General features: G+C 67.6%; 25 protein-coding genes. 14 read left to right on the top strand and 11 right to left on the bottom strand.

Translation table 11 applies throughout. From position 1 onward, the window contains the following. Positions 1 to 104 precede the first annotated feature (104 nt). Together BJ993_RS26820 and BJ993_RS25300 are read left to right on the top strand one after the other, a co-directional pair. Positions 105 to 623: a Mu transposase domain-containing protein gene (locus tag BJ993_RS26820; RefSeq protein ID WP_373366975.1), complete on the top strand. Its 519-nt coding sequence runs from the start codon at positions 105 to 107 to the stop codon at positions 621 to 623. A 214-nt stretch (positions 624 to 837) separates the two neighbouring features. After that, entirely contained in the window at positions 838 to 1,647 is an 810-nt protein-coding gene (locus BJ993_RS25300; protein ID WP_218865383.1) for a hypothetical protein, read from the top strand. Here the strand turns inward: BJ993_RS25300 and BJ993_RS25295 are convergent. Next, on the bottom strand, positions 1,607 to 1,879 hold the full coding sequence (locus BJ993_RS25295) for a type II toxin-antitoxin system RelE family toxin (protein ID WP_179652964.1): 273 nt from the start codon (positions 1,877 to 1,879) through the stop codon (positions 1,607 to 1,609). The two genes, BJ993_RS25300 and BJ993_RS25295, sit on opposite strands and share 41 nt — an antisense overlap. Before the next feature lie 6 nt (positions 1,880 to 1,885). Further along, entirely contained in the window at positions 1,886 to 2,170 is a 285-nt protein-coding gene (locus BJ993_RS25290; RefSeq protein WP_179652963.1) for a type II toxin-antitoxin system Phd/YefM family antitoxin, read from the bottom strand. A gap of 126 nt (positions 2,171 to 2,296) precedes the next feature. Between BJ993_RS25290 and BJ993_RS25285 the strand changes: the two genes are divergently transcribed. Beyond that, positions 2,297 to 2,617, top strand: coding sequence for a winged helix-turn-helix domain-containing protein (locus BJ993_RS25285; RefSeq protein ID WP_179652962.1), 321 nt, complete (start codon positions 2,297 to 2,299; stop codon positions 2,615 to 2,617). Between the two features lie 485 nt (positions 2,618 to 3,102). Here the strand turns inward: BJ993_RS25285 and BJ993_RS25280 are convergent, their stop codons facing one another. After that, a complete protein-coding gene (locus BJ993_RS25280; RefSeq protein ID WP_179652961.1) occupies positions 3,103 to 3,414 on the bottom strand; it encodes a hypothetical protein in 312 nt (103 codons plus the stop codon). Positions 3,415 to 3,628: 214 nt separating this feature from the next. Here BJ993_RS25280 and BJ993_RS25275 point away from each other — a divergent pair, with 214 nt between their 5' ends. Next, positions 3,629 to 4,300 (top strand): hypothetical protein, encoded by a 672-nt coding sequence (locus BJ993_RS25275; RefSeq protein ID WP_179652960.1) that lies wholly within the window; start codon positions 3,629 to 3,631, stop codon positions 4,298 to 4,300. Positions 4,301 to 4,363: 63 nt separating this feature from the next. On the opposite strand, the gene BJ993_RS25270 is transcribed toward BJ993_RS25275, so the two are convergent. Continuing rightward, the gene (locus BJ993_RS25270; protein ID WP_179652959.1) at positions 4,364 to 5,491 is read right to left on the bottom strand and encodes a hypothetical protein; all 1,128 of its coding nucleotides are present in this window, start codon (positions 5,489 to 5,491) and stop codon (positions 4,364 to 4,366) included. Positions 5,492 to 5,650: 159 nt separating this feature from the next. Between BJ993_RS25270 and BJ993_RS25265 the strand changes: the two genes are divergently transcribed. Together BJ993_RS25265 and BJ993_RS25260 are read left to right on the top strand one after the other, a co-directional pair. Next, positions 5,651 to 6,286 carry a hypothetical protein gene (locus tag BJ993_RS25265; protein ID WP_179652958.1) on the top strand — a complete coding sequence of 212 codons (636 nt, stop codon included), beginning with the start codon at positions 5,651 to 5,653 and terminating at the stop codon, positions 6,284 to 6,286. Beyond that, complete coding sequence (locus tag BJ993_RS25260; RefSeq protein ID WP_179652957.1) at positions 6,283 to 6,486, top strand: hypothetical protein; 204 nt, start codon at positions 6,283 to 6,285, stop codon at positions 6,484 to 6,486. Before BJ993_RS25265 ends, BJ993_RS25260 begins: the two co-directional genes overlap by 4 nt. A 41-nt stretch (positions 6,487 to 6,527) precedes the next feature. On the opposite strand, the gene BJ993_RS25255 is transcribed toward BJ993_RS25260, so the two are convergent. From BJ993_RS25255 to BJ993_RS25240, 4 genes are all read right to left on the bottom strand, one after another. After that, positions 6,528 to 6,854 carry a hypothetical protein gene (locus BJ993_RS25255; RefSeq protein WP_179652956.1) on the bottom strand — a complete coding sequence of 109 codons (327 nt, stop codon included), beginning with the start codon at positions 6,852 to 6,854 and terminating at the stop codon, positions 6,528 to 6,530. A gap of 446 nt (positions 6,855 to 7,300) precedes the next feature. Then, positions 7,301 to 7,537 carry a hypothetical protein gene (locus BJ993_RS25250; protein ID WP_179652955.1) on the bottom strand — a complete coding sequence of 79 codons (237 nt, stop codon included), beginning with the start codon at positions 7,535 to 7,537 and terminating at the stop codon, positions 7,301 to 7,303. Continuing rightward, entirely contained in the window at positions 7,534 to 8,652 is a 1,119-nt protein-coding gene (locus BJ993_RS25245; RefSeq protein ID WP_179652953.1) for a hypothetical protein, read from the bottom strand. Before BJ993_RS25245 ends, BJ993_RS25250 begins: the two co-directional genes overlap by 4 nt. A 305-nt stretch (positions 8,653 to 8,957) precedes the next feature. Next, on the bottom strand, positions 8,958 to 9,431 hold the full coding sequence (locus BJ993_RS25240) for a hypothetical protein (protein ID WP_218865382.1): 474 nt from the start codon (positions 9,429 to 9,431) through the stop codon (positions 8,958 to 8,960). Positions 9,432 to 9,592: 161 nt separating this feature from the next. Here BJ993_RS25240 and BJ993_RS25235 point away from each other — a divergent pair, with 161 nt between their 5' ends. Genes BJ993_RS25235 through BJ993_RS25225 form a run of 3 tightly spaced genes read left to right on the top strand, consistent with a single transcriptional unit; the run spans position 9,593 to position 10,827 of the window. Next, the gene (locus BJ993_RS25235; RefSeq protein ID WP_179652952.1) at positions 9,593 to 9,760 is read left to right on the top strand and encodes a hypothetical protein; all 168 of its coding nucleotides are present in this window, start codon (positions 9,593 to 9,595) and stop codon (positions 9,758 to 9,760) included. Then, entirely contained in the window at positions 9,757 to 10,494 is a 738-nt protein-coding gene (locus tag BJ993_RS25230; RefSeq protein WP_179652951.1) for a hypothetical protein, read from the top strand. The genes BJ993_RS25235 and BJ993_RS25230 overlap by 4 nt, the downstream gene beginning before the upstream one ends. A gap of 18 nt (positions 10,495 to 10,512) precedes the next feature. Then, positions 10,513 to 10,827, top strand: a complete 315-nt coding sequence (locus BJ993_RS25225; protein WP_179652950.1) for a hypothetical protein — start codon at positions 10,513 to 10,515, stop codon at positions 10,825 to 10,827. A 174-nt stretch (positions 10,828 to 11,001) separates the two neighbouring features. Here the strand turns inward: BJ993_RS25225 and BJ993_RS25220 are convergent, their stop codons facing one another. After that, complete coding sequence (locus BJ993_RS25220; protein ID WP_179652813.1) at positions 11,002 to 12,591, bottom strand: IS1182 family transposase; 1,590 nt, start codon at positions 12,589 to 12,591, stop codon at positions 11,002 to 11,004. A 104-nt stretch (positions 12,592 to 12,695) separates the two neighbouring features. Between BJ993_RS25220 and BJ993_RS25215 the strand changes: the two genes are divergently transcribed. The 5 genes from BJ993_RS25215 (at position 12,696) to BJ993_RS25195 (ending at position 15,582) form a co-directional block, all read left to right on the top strand. Beyond that, positions 12,696 to 12,968: a hypothetical protein gene (locus tag BJ993_RS25215; protein WP_179652949.1), complete on the top strand. Its 273-nt coding sequence runs from the start codon at positions 12,696 to 12,698 to the stop codon at positions 12,966 to 12,968. Between the two features lie 77 nt (positions 12,969 to 13,045). After that, positions 13,046 to 14,107, top strand: coding sequence for a DUF4192 domain-containing protein (locus BJ993_RS25210; protein ID WP_179652948.1), 1,062 nt, complete (start codon positions 13,046 to 13,048; stop codon positions 14,105 to 14,107). Positions 14,108 to 14,127: 20 nt separating this feature from the next. After that, complete coding sequence (locus tag BJ993_RS25205) at positions 14,128 to 14,283, top strand: hypothetical protein (RefSeq protein ID WP_179652947.1); 156 nt, start codon at positions 14,128 to 14,130, stop codon at positions 14,281 to 14,283. A 188-nt stretch (positions 14,284 to 14,471) separates the two neighbouring features. Then, positions 14,472 to 15,392 (top strand): hypothetical protein, encoded by a 921-nt coding sequence (locus BJ993_RS25200; protein ID WP_179652977.1) that lies wholly within the window; start codon positions 14,472 to 14,474, stop codon positions 15,390 to 15,392. A gap of 22 nt (positions 15,393 to 15,414) precedes the next feature. After that, the gene (locus BJ993_RS25195) at positions 15,415 to 15,582 is read left to right on the top strand and encodes a hypothetical protein (protein WP_179652945.1); all 168 of its coding nucleotides are present in this window, start codon (positions 15,415 to 15,417) and stop codon (positions 15,580 to 15,582) included. A 42-nt stretch (positions 15,583 to 15,624) separates the two neighbouring features. Here the strand turns inward: BJ993_RS25195 and BJ993_RS25190 are convergent, their stop codons facing one another. Together BJ993_RS25190 and brxL are read right to left on the bottom strand one after the other, a co-directional pair. Then, positions 15,625 to 18,456, bottom strand: a complete 2,832-nt coding sequence (locus BJ993_RS25190; RefSeq protein ID WP_179652943.1) for an NACHT domain-containing protein — start codon at positions 18,454 to 18,456, stop codon at positions 15,625 to 15,627. Between the two features lie 106 nt (positions 18,457 to 18,562). Next, a complete protein-coding gene (gene brxL, locus BJ993_RS25185) occupies positions 18,563 to 20,719 on the bottom strand; it encodes a BREX system Lon protease-like protein BrxL (protein WP_179652941.1) in 2,157 nt (718 codons plus the stop codon). Positions 20,720 to 20,725: the final 6 nt, after the last annotated feature.

The following is a 20,725-nucleotide window of genomic DNA, read 5'->3' as shown; positions in this document are numbered from 1 at the left end:
GCCCGGGGACGCGCCGCACGCCTTGGCCCTGGGCGAGCGCCATCGCGCAGCGCAGCACCCCGGTTTGACGGCTCCCCTTCGTCTTCGGCTGGCGGCCGGAGGCTCTGGAATGGAGGCAGGTCAAGATCGGCCGCAACTACCACCTCACGACCGACTACCAGCACTATTCGGTGCCCTACGCCCTTGCCGGACGCCTGGTGAGGGTGCGGCTGCCTGCCTCAAGGGTGACGGTGTTCGACGGACAGCAGGTCGTTGCCGAGCACCGTCGCAAGACGGGTCGCAAGGGCCAGTACTCGACCGATCCGGGCCATGTTCCACCGCGGCACCGCAACGCGGACGGGCTGTGGTCGCGAGACTGGTTCCTCGACCGTGGCCGCCGCGTTCGGGCCCGCGACCATCCAGGTGGTCGAGCAGATCCTCGACCGGCACGCGATCGAGGCGCAGGGCTACCCTGGACTGCCAGAAGAGCGTGTTGCATAAACCCTCGGCGCGTCTTCGGGGCCTTCTGGTCGTGTCTCGGGAGAATCTCTTGGCAGGTAGGGGTTCTGGAGGTGGACGTGGGTTACAACTTCTTGACTGTGGAGCGTGATCAGGTGTTCTTGATGCCGCCGTCGTTGACCTAGTGGCTCGAGGAGGACCATCTGGCCTGGTTCGTGCTCGACGCGGTCGAGCAGATGGACCTGTCCGCGTTCCACGCCGGCTACCGCGCCGATGGGTGGGGACGCGCAGCGCACGACCCGAAGATGATGGTCGCGTTGACGCTGTACTGGCCTGCCGCGGTGATCTCGGACAGTGGGCCCTCCTAAGGTGAGGGTTCTACTGGAAACGAGATCCGCAGTGAGTGCATCCCGTAGACGGTTCAGCCAGGAGTTCAAGGACGAGCTGTGCCAGGAGGTGCTGGCATGCGGGCGTGCTCGCGTTGCGCGAGGCGGCTCTGCTGGCACTGGGATGGTTATTCGGACCGCTGCGTGCAGGTCGGCCGTCTCGCAGAGAGGGGACGCCGAGCGCTATCGTCTGGCTGCCCGGATCCACAACCGGCTGGTCTACGAGTGGTGGTTCATCAGATCGCCGATCTGGGTTGTGTGGGCGATCTTGCGCGGTGCACGGTTCGCGAATGCCGCGGGCAGCAAGCGGGAGCGGGCCCAGGCACTGTCCACCGCCGCTGTCATCTCAGGTACCGCGCCCGTCCTGGCACCGATCGCACTGCGACTCGTCAACCGCTCGCTGCGGCTGCGAGAAAACGCGGGGGAGGGTTGGGGGATCGCGCAGTCGCACCATTTCCGTGGCTTTGTGCTGTATACCGCCAGTCGGTATGCCGAGGCGATCGAGGCGTTCGATACCGCGATCGACGCCTTCGACATCGTCGGGGACCGCTGGGAGCAGGTTGCTGCGATGTGGCAGAAGGCGCTCTGCCTGGGGCGGCTGGGCCAGTTGCACGACGCGGGGAGCCTGGCGCGGGACACCTACTGGGAGGCCAAGCGCAGGGGTGACCGGATTGGAGCGGGTACCGCGTTGGCGATCTGGGTGCGCTACCTGCCGGCCAAACCGGGGCGCCGTCCGGGGTCGCCTCGAACCGGGAGTCGATCGGCCGGGAGTTTGTTCTTGGTCAGCGCGGGCGGTACACGTCCGCGCGGTGGTCGACGTTGACGACCAGCACGATGAGCTGGTCGTCGTCGATGCGATAGATGATCCGGTATGGGCCACGCCGGGCCGACCAGTAGCCCTCGAGCTCACGCTCGAGCGCCTTGCCGACGCGCTTAGGGTTCCGCGCGAGCTCGCCGTAAAGGAACTCCACGATCGCAGGTACGATGCGCGGCGGCACGCTGCGCAGGTCGCGTCGCGCCGGCGAGGCGAGGCGGACCTCGTAGGCCTGACTCACCCGTCGTCAGGCGGTGGGGCGGCGCGGAACGTTGAACTCGGAGCGGATCTCGTCCTCGCGGATCGTCTTGCCTTCAGCGTACTCACGCTCGGCCTCGGCGATGTCGTCGAGGGTCTTTGGGCGCGAGAGCCAGAACAGGGTTTCCTGGAGCGACTCCCACTCGTCGGCGCCGACGAGCACCGCGGCGGGCGAGCCGTTCTTGGTGATCGTGACCTGCTCACGGGTCAACGAGACGGCCTCGACGAACTCGTTGAGCTTGTCCTTGACCTTTGAGATCGGTAGCGTCTGCATGCCGACCATCCTAGGCCGTTATTGTAGCCCAATCAAGGCCAGGTAAAAGGCCGATAAGTTACCTTATGTTAACTAGTGCGCTCCAGACCTCTAGCCCTCTTAAGTTATCAAGGTTATGATCGCAGCATGGCTCGCTACCGAGAGATCTACGACGACCTGCGTGGGCGTGTTCTGTCCGGTGAGTTCCCGGTCGGCGAACGGCTCCCGTCGATCGCCGACCTGCAGGAGCACTACGACGTGCCTGGGCTCAACACGATCCGCCAGGCGCAGCAGCTGCTCGTCGATGACGGCTTGGTCGAGACCCGCCAAGGTGTCGGCGCGTTCGTGATCAGCGACGAGCCGACGGGCCGCGAGGTCGACCTTGTGGCCGAGCTCCGTGCTGCCCGGGCTGCGATTGACCGGGCGTTGGCTGCCCTCGCTCGCGCCGAATCAGGCGACGGGCGATGAGTGCCGTTCACACACTGGTCGGCACGAGGTACTCAGCGGCCGGCGGCAAGACCGGCAAGTCCGGCAAGTCCGATCTTGTGGCGTGGCGGCGCGGGCCCGAGCCTCGCCGAGGACATTCTGATGACGGTCGGCAATCGCGGTGTCTGGGTCGACGCGGATGCACTGCGCGATGCGGTGGGGTCGCCAGTGAGCCATCGTTTGGCGGAGCTGCGTCGCATCGCCGATTCGGTAACCGTCCTTCGGGACGGGTGCGTCGTCCTGACTGGCGAGATGAGCCAGATCGACGACGTGGCGATGGTCACAGCCATGCTCGGCCGGAAGATGAACCAGTACTACCCCGAACGTGCCGCAGCGCCCGGCGAAGCCGTCGTGCTCCGGATGAGCGATGCCTCCGGACGTGCGGCGCATCGCGTGTCATTCGATCTGCGTCGGGGCGAGGTGCTGGGGCTGGCGGGGCTGCGAGGCGCCGGCCAAGACGAGATCTGTCACTGGGCGGCCGGCGTAGCCTCCCCGGTCACGGGCAGCGTGACGGTTACGACCGGGGTGCCGCGCTCGATGTCGGCGGGGGGCGGGTCGTCGAGACGCACACCGGCGAGGATTCGGGCGATGCGGTCGAGGCAGCCGCGCATCGTTCTTAGCGTTTCGCCGCTGAGCTGGCCCAGGTAAACGTCGTACGGCGAGCGGTGCTCGGGCTGTTGGCCAGGTTCGATGATCAGCGTTGGCAGTCGGGCGTCCTCGACGGGAGCGAGCCGATCGACGCGCCGCCGCCCTTGCTTGGTCGGTGCCCTGTCTGCCATCTCTCGACGGTAACGGCGGGGAAGCGTCGGACCGCCCGCGACACGCTCATAGTCTGTGGGAATGGGCCTTCTCGGTGACTAATGAGGCGCCTTGACCGCCAGGGTCCTGCGCCCTCCGAGATGCGCGCAGCGGCTGTTGTTGCTGTCCCACCGCATCTCCAGCTGGCGCAGCTGCGTTCGAGATTCCGTCGTGCTGCGCCGCTAGCCTTCGGGTGTGCCCCAAGCCAACGTCCCCGAACCGGTGCCTCCTGGGCTCGCATTGCTCGATAAGGCGCTTTCGTTGCAAGCCCCGCTGGTTGAGCGTCACATCGCCCGGCTCCGACGAAATCGGCCGGACGCATCGCCGGCGCAGATCCTGAAGCGACTGAACGCCGAGCTCCGCGCGGCCACCATCAGCTCGGGAGCCGGAGTCGGGGCGGTCGCGGCCTTGCCCAAGGTCGGCACCAAGACGGCGTTGACCGTCTCTGGAGCCGAGGTAGTGGGATTTCTCAACGCTGCGGTGCTCTATGTGCTGTCGCGTGCCGATTTGCACGGTGTTCCGCTTCACGACATCGAACGCCGTCGCACCCTGGTGATGGCAGTCATGCTGGGCGAGGCGGGCGCCAAGTCTGTTGAGAGGGTTGCCGAACGCACAGGGCAGCACTGGGGACGGCAACTGGTGAAGAACATTCCCCAGGCCAGGATCAAGGCCATCAACGACGTGCTGGGGAGACACTTCGTGACCAAGTACGGCACCAAAGAGGGCATCATCGTCCTCGGCCGCGTCATCCCCTTCGGGATCGGCGCTGTCATCGGTGGCGCCGCGAACGCCCTCACCAGCCACGGAATCATCAAGGCCGCCGATCGAGCCTTCGGGTCAGCACCGGAGGCGTGGGAGCTGGCATGACGGGTTTGCCGCGTGCAGCGCCGCACTCCGGAGATCGTTCGCGATCAGCTTTTCAAGTACCTCTCATTGAGATTGACGGATCGCGGCGGGCGGCCACTGGCGCGGCCGAGGTCCGACCTGGACGGTGAGGTTTCCGTGCACCCAGAGGTCGATCATGTCGTCGTCGGTCTTCATCGCGAGAGACCCGGCGATGTCTTCGTGGGCGAAGGCAGCGAGCGTGGCGGCAACGTACTCGATCGTGCCCTCGTCGTTCCACCGTCTGTCGCCCAACCATCGCAGGAGGGCGGGTGCCTGCTTGACATCACCGAGCGGCTCCGGCTCGGCACACGCTTGCAGGTCCTCATACCAGCCACCGGCGACGGCTAGGTCGGCTTCGACGGCCTTCCAGAGGTCTCCCGCACGAGGGAAGACAGCATTCATCGCGGCGGTCACGTCCGCGATGTCACCGGGGTCTATCTCGACCCACTGCACCGTGGCGAACAGCGCATCCTGGACGACCTCAAGCAGGGGCTCCCGGCTGCAGGCCGCGAACAGGTCCGTTGCCCGTTCACGCAGCACGGTCGGCGACAAGGTCACACCATCAGGGCTGGGGCCAAGGTTGTCGGCGGCCAGCAGGAGGCGGGCGATGGGTTCCCACGCGACCTTCTGGCCGCCGGGCGCCTCGTCGGCGTGCGGGTCGGTGCCCAGCCACCACCTGGTCAGCTGGGTCGTGGTGTAAGGCCGCAGGCGAGGGGACATCTGTGCCAGTGCGACGGTCCCGGCTTCGCGCAGATCCTTGATGTCGGACTCGCGTCCCGGCTGGTATCGATCGAGCCATCGATTCAAGCCCGCGTCGGCGGCCACGACCTCAGGGGTCTCGAGTCCCAGTGCTTTGATGGAGGCGGGGTCCTCAGAGGCGCTTGCCCAATCTGCGGCTTTGATCAGGATCAACGTGCCAGCACCGGGGTAGGTGTCATCGGCTGCAGTCGCGTCGCTCGTCACCGCGTCGAGCCCGACACTCTTGAGCACGGATCCCGCGGTCAGCAGCAGGGCATCCTCGAGGGCGTCGACCAGGATGTCGCCGACCCAGTCGCCAGCGGCATGGAGCTCCTCCATTCGGTCCCCGGGGGCGCCGTGTTCGGTGCGTTCCTCGAGGGCAGCCAAGATGATCTGCGCCATCTCGGTGCGCCGGTGGTAGGGGAACCTCTCCACGCAGGCAGCATACGGGCGCTACCGCAAGTTGTAGCGGCACGACTTCGCCGGCGGCGTGCGCGCGGGGCCTGACGGGGGTACAGCAGTCCTCGACCACCACCGGGGGTGGCAGAATCGCGGTGATGACTACGCCACGCTCCCCGACGGTCGGCTGAGTGCGTGGCCTCGCGATCCTGGCGCGACAAGCGCATCGACGATCTCCTTGAGGCGGTCTCCGAGCTCGGTATGACGATGTCCCGCACAGCGGCCGGCGAGGTGCTCGACGAGCGCGTCACCTACGTGGCCGAACAGATGCGCGTCACCGAACCCACGGCCCGCCGCTACCTCACCGACGAGGCCCTCGCCGGTCTTGCCAGAACCATCGTCTTCGGCTTCGTCGACGAGACTCCCGGCGCCGACCTGATGGGTGCACCGCGAACCGCCGCGGTCCCCGTGAGGTTCGCCGGCACGGTGTTCGCCGGACTGGGCGAGGTCATCCGCATCCTCCTGGTCGAACGCGACGACCTCACGCACACCCGTGACCGAGTAGCACAGGTCGCTCACGCGCAGAGCTGCTTCGGCCTTCTGATCCACGACCAGGTGGCTACCACCGGCTCCTACGACGAGCCATCGGTCCAGATGCCCCCTGCCCTCCTGCTCCGGGTGGCGCGCATCCTGGAGACCGCCGCGGACCTGGTCGAGGGCGGCCTGATCGGGTACCAGGTCGATCCGGCGGAGAGCGCCGGACTCCCGGGGGCATTCCGCCGCGACGTGCAGCTGATGCGCACCATGGCCGGACAGGAGCCAAGCACGTGACCGAGACCGCCGCCCGAGTCCTCACGCTGTACGCCACCGTTCAGGAGATTCCACCCGACCACAAGGGTGGCTACTCCCTCGATCGCGACCAGCTCGTCGTCGAGGACACTGACTATGGCCGGGCCGTCGAGGCTGCCCGACGTCGCGTGCCCGAAGGCTGGCGAATCATCGCCCTGCGCGTCGAGCGCGACGAGGCATGACCCGACATCGGTGAGCAGCGGGACGCGGCGCCTGCCGGGGGTCAGGAGCCTTCGAGGAGGGTCCGAATCTCCTCGTGCTCTCTTTCGGGCCAGTCCAGACTCTCCACCCGCGCGAGGTAGGCGTCTCGGCACTCTTCTGCGGTCCACTCCCCCGTGGCTGCGGCCAGGTCGCTCCATGTAGCCCCAGATTTCAGGGCAGGCAGGGGTACGTAGTGCTGCGCGGTGTCGACGGCCTCCTGGATTGCCTCGACCGCGGCGACCAGCGCTGTGAGGGCTCGACGATCATCGGGCCCGATCTGGTCCCAGCGGCGGGGGCATTTGGCCCGGACGTGCTGGAAGTTCGCGATGGCCTCGTCGAGCCCGCCCACCGTGTGAGCCCACTGGCCCGATAGGTCAAGGCTGACGGTGAAGGTTGACCATCCGCCGACTACTGCGGTGAGGGGGTCGGAGTCTGGTTCTGGAGGTGGTGCGAGCTGTCGTTGTTGGCATGCGGCCCGGTCGGAGCAGACGTACCTCCACACGCCGCCCTCTTCAAGGGGCCGGTAGCGCCGCCATGGTGCGCGTGCGCCGGGTGGTGTGGTGGGGTCCACGGGTGCGACGTGGCCGCAGTCCGTGCACGCGGTCGGCTCGGTGACCCCGTGCGCCTGGACGAGGGCGACGACGGGGTCGATCTCGCGGGAGTCGACGTACGGACCCCACGCACCGCAGCTGCACCGAGCCGCGTGAAGGCGTCCGCCGTCCTCGGTCTGCTGGGAGCGGACGGTTCGGACGAGGGGGATGTGAATCGGGAGCGAGCGGACGCGGTCGCGATCGGTCATCGAGCCCTCCCTGTCAGGACCGGTCTTGGCCGGGTGGGCGAGCAGCGTCGTACGTACTCCTTCGGGGTGATCTCGCCGACGACGTACTGCACCATGTCGTCGATCTCGGCCCGAGTCGGCTCCCCACCCTTGCCGTAGGCCTGGGCGAGATTGCGGACGACCGCGCCCCTCTGCCCCGGGGTGAGGCCTATGAACAGCTCGGGCCACTGGACGGTGATGCTGCGGATGCTCATTCGCTCGGCGCTTTCCGCTGGGTCTTGGGCTTGCTCGCTGCCGCGCGGCGCTGTTCGACCTGCGTCTGGAGGCTGTTGCGCTCGGCGCGCAGTTCGTCGAGCTGCTCGCTGAAGCTGGTGCGCAAGTCAGCGAGGCGCTGCTCGCCGTGGCTGCGTTCGCGTTCCACTTCGGCGCGGGCGGCGTCGCGTTCGGCGCGGGCTGTTGCTTCGCCGGCCCGGAGCTCTCCGATCTGCTCGCGGAGCTCGTCGACCTGGCTTCGCGCGGCGTCAACCTGCTCGCGCGCGGAGGCGGTGGCCTGCTCGGCGCGGTCGGCGCGGGTGGTCTCGGCGGCGGCTCGCTCGACGGCGCCCCGGGCCCGCTCGTCGGCCTCGGCGCGGGCGGCTTGCGCGGTGTCGAGCTCCTCGGCAAGTCGGTCGCGCTCGCCCTCGAGGACGATGATGCGCTCCTCGAGGCGGGTCTGCAGTGAGGCGAGTTCGTTGCGCAGCGCGGCGATGGTGGCCTCCGCGTCGGCCGCGGCCGCGGTTGCGGCCTCCCGGGTGCTGGCGAGTTCCTCCTGCAGGGCGCTGGCCTCGTTCTGGTACCCGTCGGCCTGGGCGCTGACGTCGGCGAGCTCCGCCTCCAGGCGGGCGACTGCCTCGGTGGACTCGAGCGCGGCGGCGTCGGCCTCCTCGCGCTCGGCCTCGGCGCGGCGCTGGGCCTGCTCGGCGCGAGATGCGCGGGCGGCGGCCGCCGCGATGCGCTCCTCGGCTTCGGTGGTGACCGACTCGATCTGAGCTTCGGCCGCGTCGAGGTCGCCGGCGGTGCGGATCTCCTCGATCGCCCGGGGCAGTTGATCCAGGAACAGCTCGGCCATGCCGGTGAGCTGCGCGACGAGCTCGCTTGCCTTCTGACGGGCCGCCTCGACGGGCCGCGCCTCGTCGCCGGCACCGCGGGCATCGGTCTGGCCGGCGTCCTTGAGGCGCTGGCGCTCCCGCCACGCCGATGCCCGGTTGTGGCCGGGGTCGTCGCAGTACTCCGGGGGTCGGCCGGTGCCGGCGTCGCCTGCGGCCGCGGGGCGGTCGCAGCGGGGGAAGCGGCACGTTCGCTGCTCTGTCTGCTGCACCTGTTCGGTCATAACGTCATCGTAGCATGACGTTAGACGAAACGAAACGTAATGACGTAACGAAAGACGAAACGGCGGCCCGCCGACGGGCCAACGCCCGGCGAGCGCCCTGGTTTGGGTGAACCCCGGGACATGTGTCGGCGGGGCGTGCGATGCTCGCGTCCGAGAGCCCGCCGGTGACCCGAGACGCCTGCGGGCTCTCAGCACGTCCTCACATGGACGGTCCCCGTGGCTGGGAGCGGGCGGGCACCCTCGGGACCCCCCCCGAGCGGGAACCCTCGCCTGCCCGGATTGGGGCTCAAGCGCTCCACCTGGGATCAGCGGTTTCGGCGGGGCGCCTTTCGGATCTGCGAGGTGAAGTCGGCGACGGCCTCGCCCAGGGACACCGGTGCGGAGTCGTCGGCGAGTTGGTCGAGCAGCTCCTCGGTGGGCTCTCCGAGTTGTGGCGCGGCGTAGGCATCCCACGCGTCGGCGGCACGGCCGAATCGCTCGTAAGCCACAGAGTCCGTGGGCGCTGCAGCATGTAGCCACACGGACGCCGTCGTTGTCACCAGGTGTGCCAGTCGGGTCGCCTCGTCGTCTGTTGCTCGAAGTACCTCACGTGCCGCACGGCGTAGCTGTGCGGCGACGTTGTCCGTTGCAGGCCCGACGAGCGTCGGGGCGACGTACGCATCCCATGCCCTGGTGGCGACGACCAGACGGCGGTAGGCCTCGGTGTCGGCCTTCGCGCGGCGCCAGGCGGATGCCGCCATCGCCACCTGCCGCTCGAGCAGCGCCGCCTCGTCGTCCATGGCCAGCAAGTGTCGACCACCGGGCGCCCACACGGAAGACCATCCGCGTCCCCTCCCCCACTTCCCCGAGCCGAAGAGGGTCGGCTGTTGCTGTCCGATCCGCCGCACGACTGGTTGCTTCTCCACAGGCGAGCACACGTCTCACGAGGAGAAGGACCCTGATGAACCAGCCCCTGAACGACTCGACCTTCACTGCCCGAGGTCTCCACGCTCATCCGGTCGCCGCGCTGCGGGACCAGCTGACGCAGACCATGACGGCAACGAACGAGCTCAGGTCGATCCTTGCCACGGTCGACGACCCCGGTCGTAGGTTCGGTGAGCACCGATGAACGAGCGGGAGGTGCTCGCGGCCGCCGACGCGGTCTTCGATGCGGAGCGGGCGCTGCGGCGGGCCGCTGACACCGTGGACGAGCTCGGCGACCTTGCCGCGTCGTCACTGCGGGTCCTCGACGATGCCGCGACCGACGCCTTCTACGCCCACCAGGAGGAGCGGCGGGACTTCTACTTGGAGTCCGCGGGCGACCATCTGGTGCGGTTGCGCAACAGGTCCGGCCTGATGAACGAGTTCGGCGAGGACCTCAGCCGCCACCTTGCCGTCGCCGGCAGCGCCATCGAGCGCGCTGGTGACGAGCTCGCCCGCGGCACCGACGGCGACGACCGTGACGCGGATGTCAGGGCGTTGCGAAGTCAGATCGACGTGCTGAGCGAGGTCGTGGCGCTCGCGCGGCCGGTCGCGGACCAGATCACTCGCCACGCTCAGCACGCCGCGGAGTCGGCGGCCGCGACCGAGGCACTGATGCTCCTCGACTCGCGGGTCCACCAAGCCGGGCAGGAGGTGACCCGGGCAGACGAGGGCGTGTCGATGATGCGGTCGGTGATCGAGAGCGCACAGTCACGGGCGCGGACGTCAGCGGCGCTCGCCGGCTCCCTCAGCTACGCGGTCACCCACCCACCGGCGGCGACCCCGGGTGGGTGGGACATGACCGGCAGGTCATGGTCCAGCGGTCCCCCTCAGCAGACCCACCAGCCCGGCAAGCGGGCCGACCCCGGCATCGCGATCTGAAAGGAAGGTGCACACGCCATGGGCGATCGCACACCGATCGAAGCCATCGTCTACTCCTGCCCACCGGAGCGAGTGGACGCTGTCCTGGAGGTCTTCGAGGAGTTCGGCCTGGGGAACGAGTTCGTGCTTCCCGGCGACCGCGAGCCAGGCCCCAGCGACCAGCGGAGCCTCATGTTGGGCCGGGGGTACATCCACAGCGACATCTCCGTCGGCTCCGGGGCCGAGATCGCTGCGGCGCTACCCAACGAGGCGGCCTGGAAGGTCTGGGAGGACCCGAAGTACGAGCACCTCGGCGAGGTGCACCTGAATCACCCCGATCTAGGAGACTGCTGAACAACTTGTCATCTGGCGGCGTGGGTGGCGGGCGGAGCGCCGCCAAGGCCGTCGAGCGGCGAGTTTGAGTCAGCACTCTGGGTGCGACAACGGGGTCGTTCCGCCCGCCGTCGGCCATCCTGCGCGGCTCTGCAGCCGCGTGCAAGGGGCGGAATTGAGCCCGCGAGGGCCCTGTCAGGCCAGGGCCCAGGCTCCGTCGGTCATCGTGAGGCCCATGGCGAGGAGTCGACGCAGGTTGAGGGCGGCGACGCGGTGGTGGAGCCAGTTGTTGTTCTTCTCGACGCCTCGGTATGGGACGCGTCGGGCGCCGCGGGTGAGCCAGGCGATCGAGCGTTCGACCATCGGTCGGTGCTGTCGATAGTCGGCCTGGAAGCCGTCGTCGGCGGCTCGCTTGCGGTGTTCGCGTTGCAGTTGGTGGTGTTCGCCGATCAACACAGTGCGACCGCTTGCCGAAGTGGTGCATCGCTGTCGTAGCGGGCAGCCGCGACAGGCAGCACCGAAGGTGACGGTGCCCTTCGCGGACCGCTTCCTGGTGATGCCCGCCGGGCAGGTCAGGGCGTCGGCGTCGGGGTCGTAGCGGAAGTCATCGAGGGTGAATCCGCCTTCGACCGTGGGGCGCAGCGGCCACGGTTTGAGCAGCGGTAGCCACTTCTTGCCGTCCAGGGTGTGGAGCATGTCGCCGGTGGCGTAGGCCGAGTCCCCGAGCACCTCGACCTGCTGGTCGGTCGCGAGGGTCGAGTCGGCAGTGACCAACTCGGCACCGACGGTGGCGTCGGAGTTGGCTGGGCCGTTGGTCTTGGTCAATGCACACACGGTGGTCAGCCCGGTGTCTGGCTCCACCACGACGTGGGCCTTGAACCCGTCCTGGCGTCGTTCCCGGGTCTTGTGGGCGTGCCGGGTGTCGGGGTCGACGGTCGAGATCACCCGATCCGGCGCCGTCTTCCGTGCGATGCGCCACCGGCCGTCGGTGCCATCGGAGTCCTCGGCCGGCTCCACGTCCTGGCCCGCGACCAGCGCCAGCAGCGCGACCGCATCAGCCGGCTTCCCGCCCGTCTTGGTGATCGCCTCGACATCCAGCACAGCGAGCAGGGCGAGTGCGTCGCCGACCAGCGCGGACACCAGCTCGGCACGGGCAGCCGGGTCGTCCCACGCGATCGGCGGCTTCCCGGTCGAGTGGTAGTCCTGTCCGGTCAACGCAGCCAGGCGGGTGCAGTGCTCGGTGATCAGGTCCTTGGCGCCAGGAACCTCACGGCCCACGCGGCGGATCTGCGCGATCAGCTGCGTCACGGTGTCCTGGCGGGCGACCGCGTCGTCGAGGATCGTGGAATCCAGCGCCCGACGCTGCTTCCCGGCCACCGCCCCGGTTTCGGTGATCACCTCGCGGACCACCTCGAAGATCCGCTGCGGCCGGTTGCTCGCGGCCAGCCGGCGACGCCAGTAGGTCAGCGTCGACGGGTCGAAGCCCGGCTTGTCGATCGCGTACCCGCACGCTGCCTTCCATCGCAGGTCGAAGGTCAGGGCGTCGACGGCTTCGCGGTCCGAATGGCCGTAGAGCGCCTGGAGCACGATGACCGAGGCGATCACCTCGCCCGGGATCGAGGGCCGACCGCGGCCGGTCGGGAACAGGTCGGCGAACAACTCGCTCGGGAACAACCGGTCCCGGTGCTCGGCCAACAAAGCGAACACACTGCCCGGCTCGAGCAGATGACCAGCGACTGACTCAACGTCCAGCAGCTCACGCTGCCGATCGGACTCACCCTGCATGCCCTCAGGATTTCAGGTCAGCCCGAGGACCTCGGGAGGCGCGCCTTTTGTTCAGCAGTCTCCTAGGCGTCTTCGTCGCCGACTGTGACGCACAGGGGCACCCGGTGTTCACCAGCGAGCAGATCGACCGCCTCATCGAACGCACCGACGCGGACCGCGTGCGGTTGGGGCACCTGACGGGCCGCACCTGGGAGATCGCGTTCGAGCAGCTCGACGCGGCAAACAAGGGGATCGTGATCCCCGACGCCGCGTCTCCCGCGTCGGCGCCACTGCAAGCAGTCGCGCTCAACCAGCTCGCGTCGGGACCGTCGCGCTGGATGCCCCCCGACGCGCCGGGGCAGGCAGGTCCGCGCCCGGGCCCGGCCGCAGATCGGTAACCGCCCATCTGTCCGATCCGGCGCGTTGCCGGTTGCTTCTCCAGGAAACGTTACCGATCTGAACAGGTGGGTCCTCGATGAACAACACGCTCAAGCTCCGCTCGCACGACGAGCTGATCGCCTACGTCCCGCACATGCTCGGCTTCAAGAAGATCGAGTCGAGCATGGTGTGCCTCGCGATCGGTGGCGGCCCGAGCGCGCGCCTCGACCTCCCGGATTCTCCCGAAGCGATGGGAACGTTCCTGCACCAGCTGTCAGACCCGTACCTCCGTCAGCACCCCACTCGTCGTGTCGCACTCATCGCGTTCGGTGAAGACGGGCGGTCCTGCCTCGAGGCTCTTACGGCTCTGGGCGAGACACTGGTCAACCACGACCGCGGGCCCGACGTTGGGCCGATGCTCTGGGTCAAAGGCAATGAGTGGTTCGACGTCCTGACCGGCACCAGCGGGACCGTCAATCCCGCAACACGCGACCGGATGGCCGCGGAGTTCGCGCTGATGGGCCGGGCCATGCCGGTGGCCACGCGGGCGGATCTCGCGGCCGGGATGCAGGGCGACCCCGCTCCGGTCGCTGAGCATCTGCCGGCGGCCGTGGCGCGCGGTCTGGACATGCACGCAGGTCCCCTCCAAGCCGAGGTCAGGTGGTTGGGCGCCCGGCTTGACCAGTTCCAGAGCGACCGGGAGTACCTCTCCGACGTCGACGCGGCTCGCGTCCTCGCAGTGATCCACGACAGTGGAGCTCGGAACGCGGCCGAGATCCGAATGACGCGTGAGAGCGCACCGGTCTACTCGGAGTTCTGGCACGACCTGGTCCGTCGCGCGCCGAGCGGGGTGCGCGACACGCCGGCCGCGATGCTGGCGCTCAGCTCGTACCTGGAGGGCAAAGGGGCGCAGGCCTGGGTTGCGCTCGATCAGATCTCCGAAGCGCGGCCGCCGCTGGCCGACCTCGTCGCGACAGCCCTCGAGCAGGCAATCGACCCGCGCGAGTGGGAACGCGCGCTGCAGCAGCCCGCCCCGAGCGCTCTGATGCAGCAGGCTGCACTGCGCGGCACGAATCCGACGGAGCGCCGCACCCACGACCAGGACGGCCGCAACACCCACGGCGTCGACGGCCCGGAATCGTCAGCACCCGGTCGTTGAGCAGAACGGAGAACAGCCCCGTGAAGAACACTCTCTCGCGACTGGAGAAGCGCCTCGCGCGGCTCCTCGCCACCACTCCCCGGTCGGCGCGGCCCTCGACAGGACCGGCCCGGATCGACGTCGTCTACCTCTCCGAGGCCGACCAGGACCGCCTCGACAGGTGCCTACGCGAGTAGGCGATCCCGGTCCTGTCAAGGCCCACACCGGAAACCTGTGGATAACCGTCTGGTATCCACAGGCCCACGGCGATGCGGTTGCGATGTCGGCTGCTCGGGCCACACTCAGAGGGAAGCGTCGGCGCGTTCGGGTCGTGCCGGCCGGGGGGACTCAGAAAGAGGTCCCACCACGAGGGGACGTGAGGATCATGCAAACGTCGACCAAGGCGATCCGCCTATGCGCCGTCGTTCCGGCCGGTCTGGCCGGCAGCTTCGTCGCGGTCATCGGCCTGGGCTTCCTGCCCGACGCCGGCCTCGTCTTCGCGTTCCTGGGCACGCTGCTGGTTTCGTTCGTCTTGGCGTTCGGCTGGCTCGAGGCACCGGCTGCCCGGATCTTCGGGTTTGGGCGGGGCCCGCGCCCCGGTGAGCGCTCCGTTCTCGCGCCGACGCTGGCACTCCTCGAGAAGCTCGACCTCGCCCCGGATCGCGTCATTGTGCGGCTCGTAGACGACGCGAGGCTGCCCGCAACGCCGATCGGGCGTCGCACGGTAATCGTGGAGCCGACCCTGATCCAGGGCCTCTACGAGCGGCGGCTGACGAGGGAGGACGCGGCCGTGGCGATCGGGCACGCGGTCGCCTCCCAGCGGGGCGGGCCGTCTCGTTTCGACCTGGCCGCACGGCTATGGGCGTTCCCTTGGACGCTCCTGTACGCCGTCATTCGCCAGATCGCACGCGCCTTCCGCTGGGTGCCTGCAGGCGGGTTCGCGTGGCACCTGCGTTTCGTGATCGGCGTGATCGCGGTGGTCCAGGGCTTCCAGCCTGGCGGAGACCCGACGCACGGCGTCGCGGCAGGTGTGCTGGTCGCTGTCAGCTACATTGCGCCCGCCGCCGACCGTGCTTGGCGTGGCGTGGTGGAGCGAGACGCCGACCGGATCGTCGCCCAGCGTGGTCTCGCCGGTTCGCTGGTCCACTACGCGAGGTGGCAGCTCGGCCCCGATTCGCTGGAGCGCGTGCACCGCATCAGTGCGGCCGACGAGGAGCGCAGGCAGGCACGTGTGCAGGTCGAGTTCGCGTCGGCCGATCACGAGCAGGGCGGCGTGGTGTTGACACATCCGACCGCTCTCCGCTGATGGCAAGGAAGGGACATTGACCGTGGACGACCTCCACCTCGAGGCTGACCTCTTCTTCGGGCCCTGCAACGACCCCGACTGCCCTGGTTCGCGGGTCGCGGCCGACCGACCCGCAGTGGACATCCACTGGCCGCTGCGTAACCACTTGCGGCTCGTCGGCGATGACCCCAGTCTCGACCTCGACGGCTGACGACCAGGGTGCTGCTCGTCTGCCCGTTGAGGAAGCACGCCCTCAGCTCAGGACACGGTCTCCGAGCGGCACACGGAAGCGTTGAGCGAGCACTGATCTGAGCTGGAGGAACAAGGACACGTCACCGGGCAGGACATGTCCTACGGCCGCATTCAATACGGCTGCCGCAGCGGGCACGCTCAGGCACGTGATGAGGTCCGCTTCGTGCTCCTCACCGAAGGCGTCGTCCTTGATCGCACGGAGTGCCGCGGCGCCGGCGCGAATCACGGGGTCGAGTGCGGCTGAATGGGGACTGGTGTCGAGCTCATCATTGAATGCTTCCCAGTCCACTCCCTGCGGGGCGGGGTGCGGTGCCCGGGCCACCTGGTCCAGCACCAAACCGAGGCCCAGGGTGCGCTCGTGTACGCGCAGGTCGCGTTCGATGGCAGGAACCATCTCGGCCGCGCTCGCCAGCGTTAGTCGGTTTCCGGTTGGTGAGATGTCCTTCCGCATCATCCGCACTACCACTTCACGTTGCTCGGCGCCCGTGTCGGCGTAGCGCAGGAGGATGCGCAGTGACAGGTCGAGGTTGAACGCCGAGGGCGCATCCAAGACGTGGAGCCCGCGTGCCAGAAAGCGGCGGCTCCAGTTGGGCCATGCCCGGGCCATGCCGTCGTCGAGGACGTCGAGCGCGAGCTCGGGTCCGATCGGGAGATGCTTTCCGAGTCGTTCGGCAGCGTTCTGGTCAATCGTCTCGACGAGCTCGACGACGGCTTGGTGCTCGTGGACGCGCGGTTCGGCGAACATCTTTCCGGTCGCGAACAACCAGGTGTTGCGCCAGTGCGGGCTGGGAGCCAGGAGGCGCAGCCGGTTGAGCAGCATCTCAAGAGGGGCGTCACTGATTCGCCGAGCGGCCATGAGCTCCTGGAGCGAGCGCACGTCGAAACCGAAGCCGTCGTTCCGAGGGGCAATGAGGACTAGTCGCTGTGTCGAAGACCTGATGATCGAGTCCAGGACGTCAGCGTGGTGCCCGTCGGGCTGGAACTCGGCCTCGTCGAGGATGTGCCAGACGATGTCACGCAGCTCGGGCTCTGTCAGGACTGCGGTGGAGTGGTCGGCGGTCTCGCTTCTTTGCTGAAGCAGGAGACCGGCACGCTCGTGTAGTTGGTGGATGAACGGCTCGTACTTTGTGAGGAGCGTGCGGACCATCGTGGGTTTGTTGCGTTCGCGTCGTACGACGGTGTCGTAGTAGCTCCAGAACAGGCTGTAGCGGTCTGGTGCGATGGTGCCCGCGCCGTCGACAATGATCGACAAGATGAGCACCTGCAGCGGGGTTCGCAGCAGTTTGCCGAGGTTCTCATCCTGGGCAGCGTTCTGAAGGGCGATGACGACCTTGCCGATCCGCTCCTCGTCCCCGCTGAGGCGTACCTGGGCGGCTTTGGTCCCGAAGGCGACTGCCTCTGCGGGCGTCAGGTCGTCCAGTGCGACCGTTTCGAACGACGTCGGGTCGATGTCTTCGGTGTAGCCAACTGGGCGGGTCGTGATGACGGCCAGGAGGTCGCACCGGTCTCCCTCTGCGTTGTTGACGAACTCGACGACGCGTTCGATCACAGTGCGGCGTGTCTCGGGTTCGGTGACCTCGTCCAGGCCATCGAACACCACGAGCCAGGGCCAGGCGCGCAGCCAGGAGGTGAGCGTGGCGGGCGTGATGGTGCCATGGTTCGACTTCTTACTGATGCGATCGGCCACATAGCGCATCAGCGATTCGTCGAGCTTGTGGCCTCGTTCTTCCGCGTAGTGGGCGAGGTCGATCCGCAGCGGCCATCGCCGGTGCCGCGGGAGCTGGTGCCCCAGTTTCCGGAGCACGGCCTCCGTCCCGGTGAGCACGGCCTCGTGGTTGGCCGCGAGCGCGGTGGATCCTTTGAGCGCGGCCACCCGGTAGGCCTGCACGATGAGCTTGGAGATCGTGGTCTTGCCGTTGCCGGGCTGGCCGGTGAGCACGATGTGGCGCGGGCCGTTCACGGCTGTGATGTCTCGGGCCAGGAGGTTATCTCCCCGTTCGAGAACATGCCCAAGCACGGTGCTCCGCTCGCCCCCGCCGGGAAAGGTCACAGGGAGATCGATGGCGACCTCGTGCACCGGGATGCCGCGGTTCTCGCGATCGCCGGCGTCGTCGAAGTAGACCAACCCATCGGAGAGCAGCTCAGTACGTGCTTGGTCGAGCAGCACCTGCTCGCTGTCCTTGACGGCGGCGTTGCCTGTGAGTTCGGAGATGAAGGTGAATACATCGCTGGTGGTTAGGAAGGCGTCGAATCGGCGGCGCACATCCGCGTGGGTGCTCAACAGTGCGTCGAGCTGGTTGCCGTCCCAGAACCGGATCGTCTTGATGTGCGCGATCCGTTTGCGTCGCTGGACCCGGTCGAGAATCGCTTCTTGGTTGTCGGTGTCGCGGCTGGGGTCGTTGAGCTTGTCGCGGTAGACCTTGATGTTCTTGCGGATGGCGTCGTGGCCGCCCGTGTTTTGAACGGGCGTGAGGGCGACGTTGGTGATGAAGACGAGCTGGTCGGGCAGCGGATCGCGCGGGTCCTTCTTGTCCCACTCAGCCCAAGCGTCGAGTTCCTTCTTGACCTCTCCCCATAGCCACGAGGCGTTGGTGGTCTCCAGGTCGGAGATTTTGTCGTGATGCTTGACCTGGAAGACGGTGTAGCCGGCGAACGCCTCTGCTGAAGAATGGTCTGCTGAGCCGAACTTCAGGGTGCCGTCGAAGTACAGGTCGCGGCCGCCGTCCTTTCCAGCGCCCATGACCTGGACGCCCGGCCCGAACTCCGCGATCGCCAGGGCGGCAGCCATCGACTGGAAGGCACCGGGGCTGAGCAACTGCAACTCGTGCTTCACGGACGACTCCACGGCTCGATGGACGGCTCAAGGTAGCAACGCTCACCGACGGTAGGAGGCGCGAGGCGTGGTGGTTCTCTCCCACCGTCGTTCGTGCAGTGCAGCGTCAGCCGCTCTCGGTCGCCGGCTCCTTGATGTAGGTGATGCCGAAGGCCTTGACCTGTCGGTACTCCTGGATCCTCGCAGCGAGGTCGAAGGCATCACTGGAGACGAACTGGAAGATGTCGAGGCCTCGGCCGAGGTTGATGCGCCACCCGGAGTTGGCGCGGATCGACCGGTCGTGGATGGTGTCGCTGAGCTCGACGTCGAGGGTGATGCCCGCGACGGCTGCGGCCTGTCTGACGCGGAGCAGGAACTCCAGTTGCTTCTGCACCTTCTCGGGGCCGTCGGAGGATTCGGTGGTTATGAGCTTGAGCTTGACCTCGTCGGCCGGGTCCTTGACCGCGGCGAGCGCTTCCACGAGCTCCATCAGGTTGCGCGCCTGATGGAACTGGCGGATGTAGGGGTCGGTGAGGGTGATGTCGGTGGCCCCCCGCAGATACGGGATCAGCATGGTGGCGTAGGAGACTCCGCGCTGGTTCTCCTGGTATTCGCGGTGCCCGGCGTACAGCTCCGGTTCAGCGGGCGTGGCCGCAGCCCCGTCGGCCGCGCCGGCGGTGGCGCCGCTCCCCTGCTCGCCGGTGGCGTCGGCGCCCTCGGCGTGGCGGGTGCGGTGATAGTGCGTGGGGTATTCGTCCTCTTCGAGGGTGGTGACCGGTTGCCAGCCGCCGTCATGGTCTAGGTAGCCGAACTTGACCTCGGCCATGGTGGCGTCGATGCGGAGGATCTGGTCCTTGACGCGCTTGCGGCCCTCGATGGCGAACCGCAGGATCTCCTCGATCTCCTCCCTGGTCGCTTCCCCGTGGGGGTAGAGGATCTTCATCAGCCCGGAGAAGGTCTTGTGGATGCCGTCGCGGTCGCGGGTCGAGATGTCTGAACCCAGCGTGAAGTGCTCCTGGTAGCGGTCGGAGTAGTCCGCGTTGCGCATCGACTTCAGGACTTCGGCGATGTAGTCGACGACGAAGCCGTAGCCCTCGGAGAACATCTCTCCGCGGATGGTGTCGACCTCCCAGCCCGGGATGAAGTGGTGGAGGCGGTCGAGGTACGCCGCGTCGTGATAGCTCTCGGGCAACTCGTCGAACAGGTCGGAGTGCTTGAGCATGTGCGGCACGTTGTGGGACGTGTTGCCGACGAAGACCATCGACGCTTCCGCGCCGAGCGTCTCCACACCACGCGAGAACGACTTGTTCGCCATGTAGTTCTTCATGATGTCGACGAGCGCCTTGTCAGTGCGCTTCTTCTTGCCGGCGAACTCGTCGAACGCGACAACGTCCCAGTAGCCGACCAGGCCGATGCGACCGTTGGAGTTGTTCACGAAGAGCTTGGGGACGGTGACCTCTCCCCCTGAGATCAGCATGCCGTGGGGGGAGAATTCCGAGAAAATGTGTGACTTGCCGGTGCCCTTGGGGCCGAGCTCGACGAGGTTGTAGTTGCGCTCGACGAACGGGATCAGGCGGACGAGCTGGATGAGCTTGGCGCGACGGCCGAACAGGGCAGGGTTGAAACCGATCGACTGGATCAGCAGGTCGATCCACTCGTCGGTGGTGAACTCACGGCGCGAGGTGGCGTAGCTGTCGAAGTCGAAGTTCGAGAGTTGAATCGGCTTCAGCGAGCCGAGTTGCCAGGGCACGACGCGGGCGTCGTCGAAGTGGAAGTAGTCGATGTCGCAGATGCACCAGACGCCGCCGACGAGGAGCTTGGGGTGAGCGTTGATCGTGGCCGACTCCACGATGACTCCCTTGATGCCGAGGTTGGAGAACTCTGCCTCGTACCGATCGTCCTTGTCGTTGAGAGAGACAGAGACCTTGTCGATGATCTTGTAGCGCCCGCGTTCCTTGATCGTGGACTTCACCAGCTCGGACTGGTTCCGTTGGACGTAGTGGTCGGCGAGGATCTTGCGCACGGAGTCGATGCCGGCCTGGATGGTGGCTTCGTCATCGGAGGCCGCGTACTGACCGAGGAGGTACTCCAAGACGTAGGAGGGCACGATCGCGTTGCCCTTGACTGCCTTGACGAGGTCCTTGCGGACCACGAGGCCGGCGAAGTGCTGGTTGATCTTCTTGTCGAGCGCGGACTGCTCGGGGGTCTGGTCTGCCGTCTGCCCCTCGATCGTGCCGTCGAGGAGGTCGGCGGCGATCACGTTGAGATCGGTCTCTTCAGTCATGTCGGC

Source organism: Nocardioides aromaticivorans (assembly GCF_013408525.1).
Taxonomy (GTDB): Bacteria; Actinomycetota; Actinomycetes; order Propionibacteriales; family Nocardioidaceae; genus Nocardioides; species Nocardioides aromaticivorans.
This window is presented reverse-complemented; position numbering and strand designations above follow the sequence as displayed.

Bases quoted from the DNA above. Each gene is read 5' to 3' on its own strand.
- BJ993_RS25245 (WP_179652953.1), bottom strand. From the start codon at position 8,652: ATGACCGAACAGGTGCAGCAGACAGAGCAGCGAACGTGCCGCTTCCCC.
- BJ993_RS25240 (WP_218865382.1), bottom strand. From the start codon at position 9,431: ATGGACGACGAGGCGGCGCTGCTCGAGCGGCAGGTGGCGATGGCGGCA.
- BJ993_RS25290 (WP_179652963.1), bottom strand. From the start codon at position 2,170: ATGCAGACGCTACCGATCTCAAAGGTCAAGGACAAGCTCAACGAGTTC.
- BJ993_RS25235 (WP_179652952.1), top strand. From the start codon at position 9,593: ATGAACCAGCCCCTGAACGACTCGACCTTCACTGCCCGAGGTCTCCAC.
- BJ993_RS25280 (WP_179652961.1), bottom strand. From the start codon at position 3,414: ATGGCAGACAGGGCACCGACCAAGCAAGGGCGGCGGCGCGTCGATCGG.
- BJ993_RS25250 (WP_179652955.1), bottom strand. From the start codon at position 7,537: ATGAGCATCCGCAGCATCACCGTCCAGTGGCCCGAGCTGTTCATAGGC.
- BJ993_RS25200 (WP_179652977.1), top strand. From the start codon at position 14,472: ATGCAAACGTCGACCAAGGCGATCCGCCTATGCGCCGTCGTTCCGGCC.
- brxL (WP_179652941.1), bottom strand. From the start codon at position 20,719: ATGACTGAAGAGACCGATCTCAACGTGATCGCCGCCGACCTCCTCGAC.
- BJ993_RS25220 (WP_179652813.1), bottom strand. From the start codon at position 12,591: ATGCAGGGTGAGTCCGATCGGCAGCGTGAGCTGCTGGACGTTGAGTCA.
- BJ993_RS25285 (WP_179652962.1), top strand. From the start codon at position 2,297: ATGGCTCGCTACCGAGAGATCTACGACGACCTGCGTGGGCGTGTTCTG.
- BJ993_RS25230 (WP_179652951.1), top strand. From the start codon at position 9,757: ATGAACGAGCGGGAGGTGCTCGCGGCCGCCGACGCGGTCTTCGATGCG.
- BJ993_RS25210 (WP_179652948.1), top strand. From the start codon at position 13,046: ATGAACAACACGCTCAAGCTCCGCTCGCACGACGAGCTGATCGCCTAC.
- BJ993_RS25225 (WP_179652950.1), top strand. From the start codon at position 10,513: ATGGGCGATCGCACACCGATCGAAGCCATCGTCTACTCCTGCCCACCG.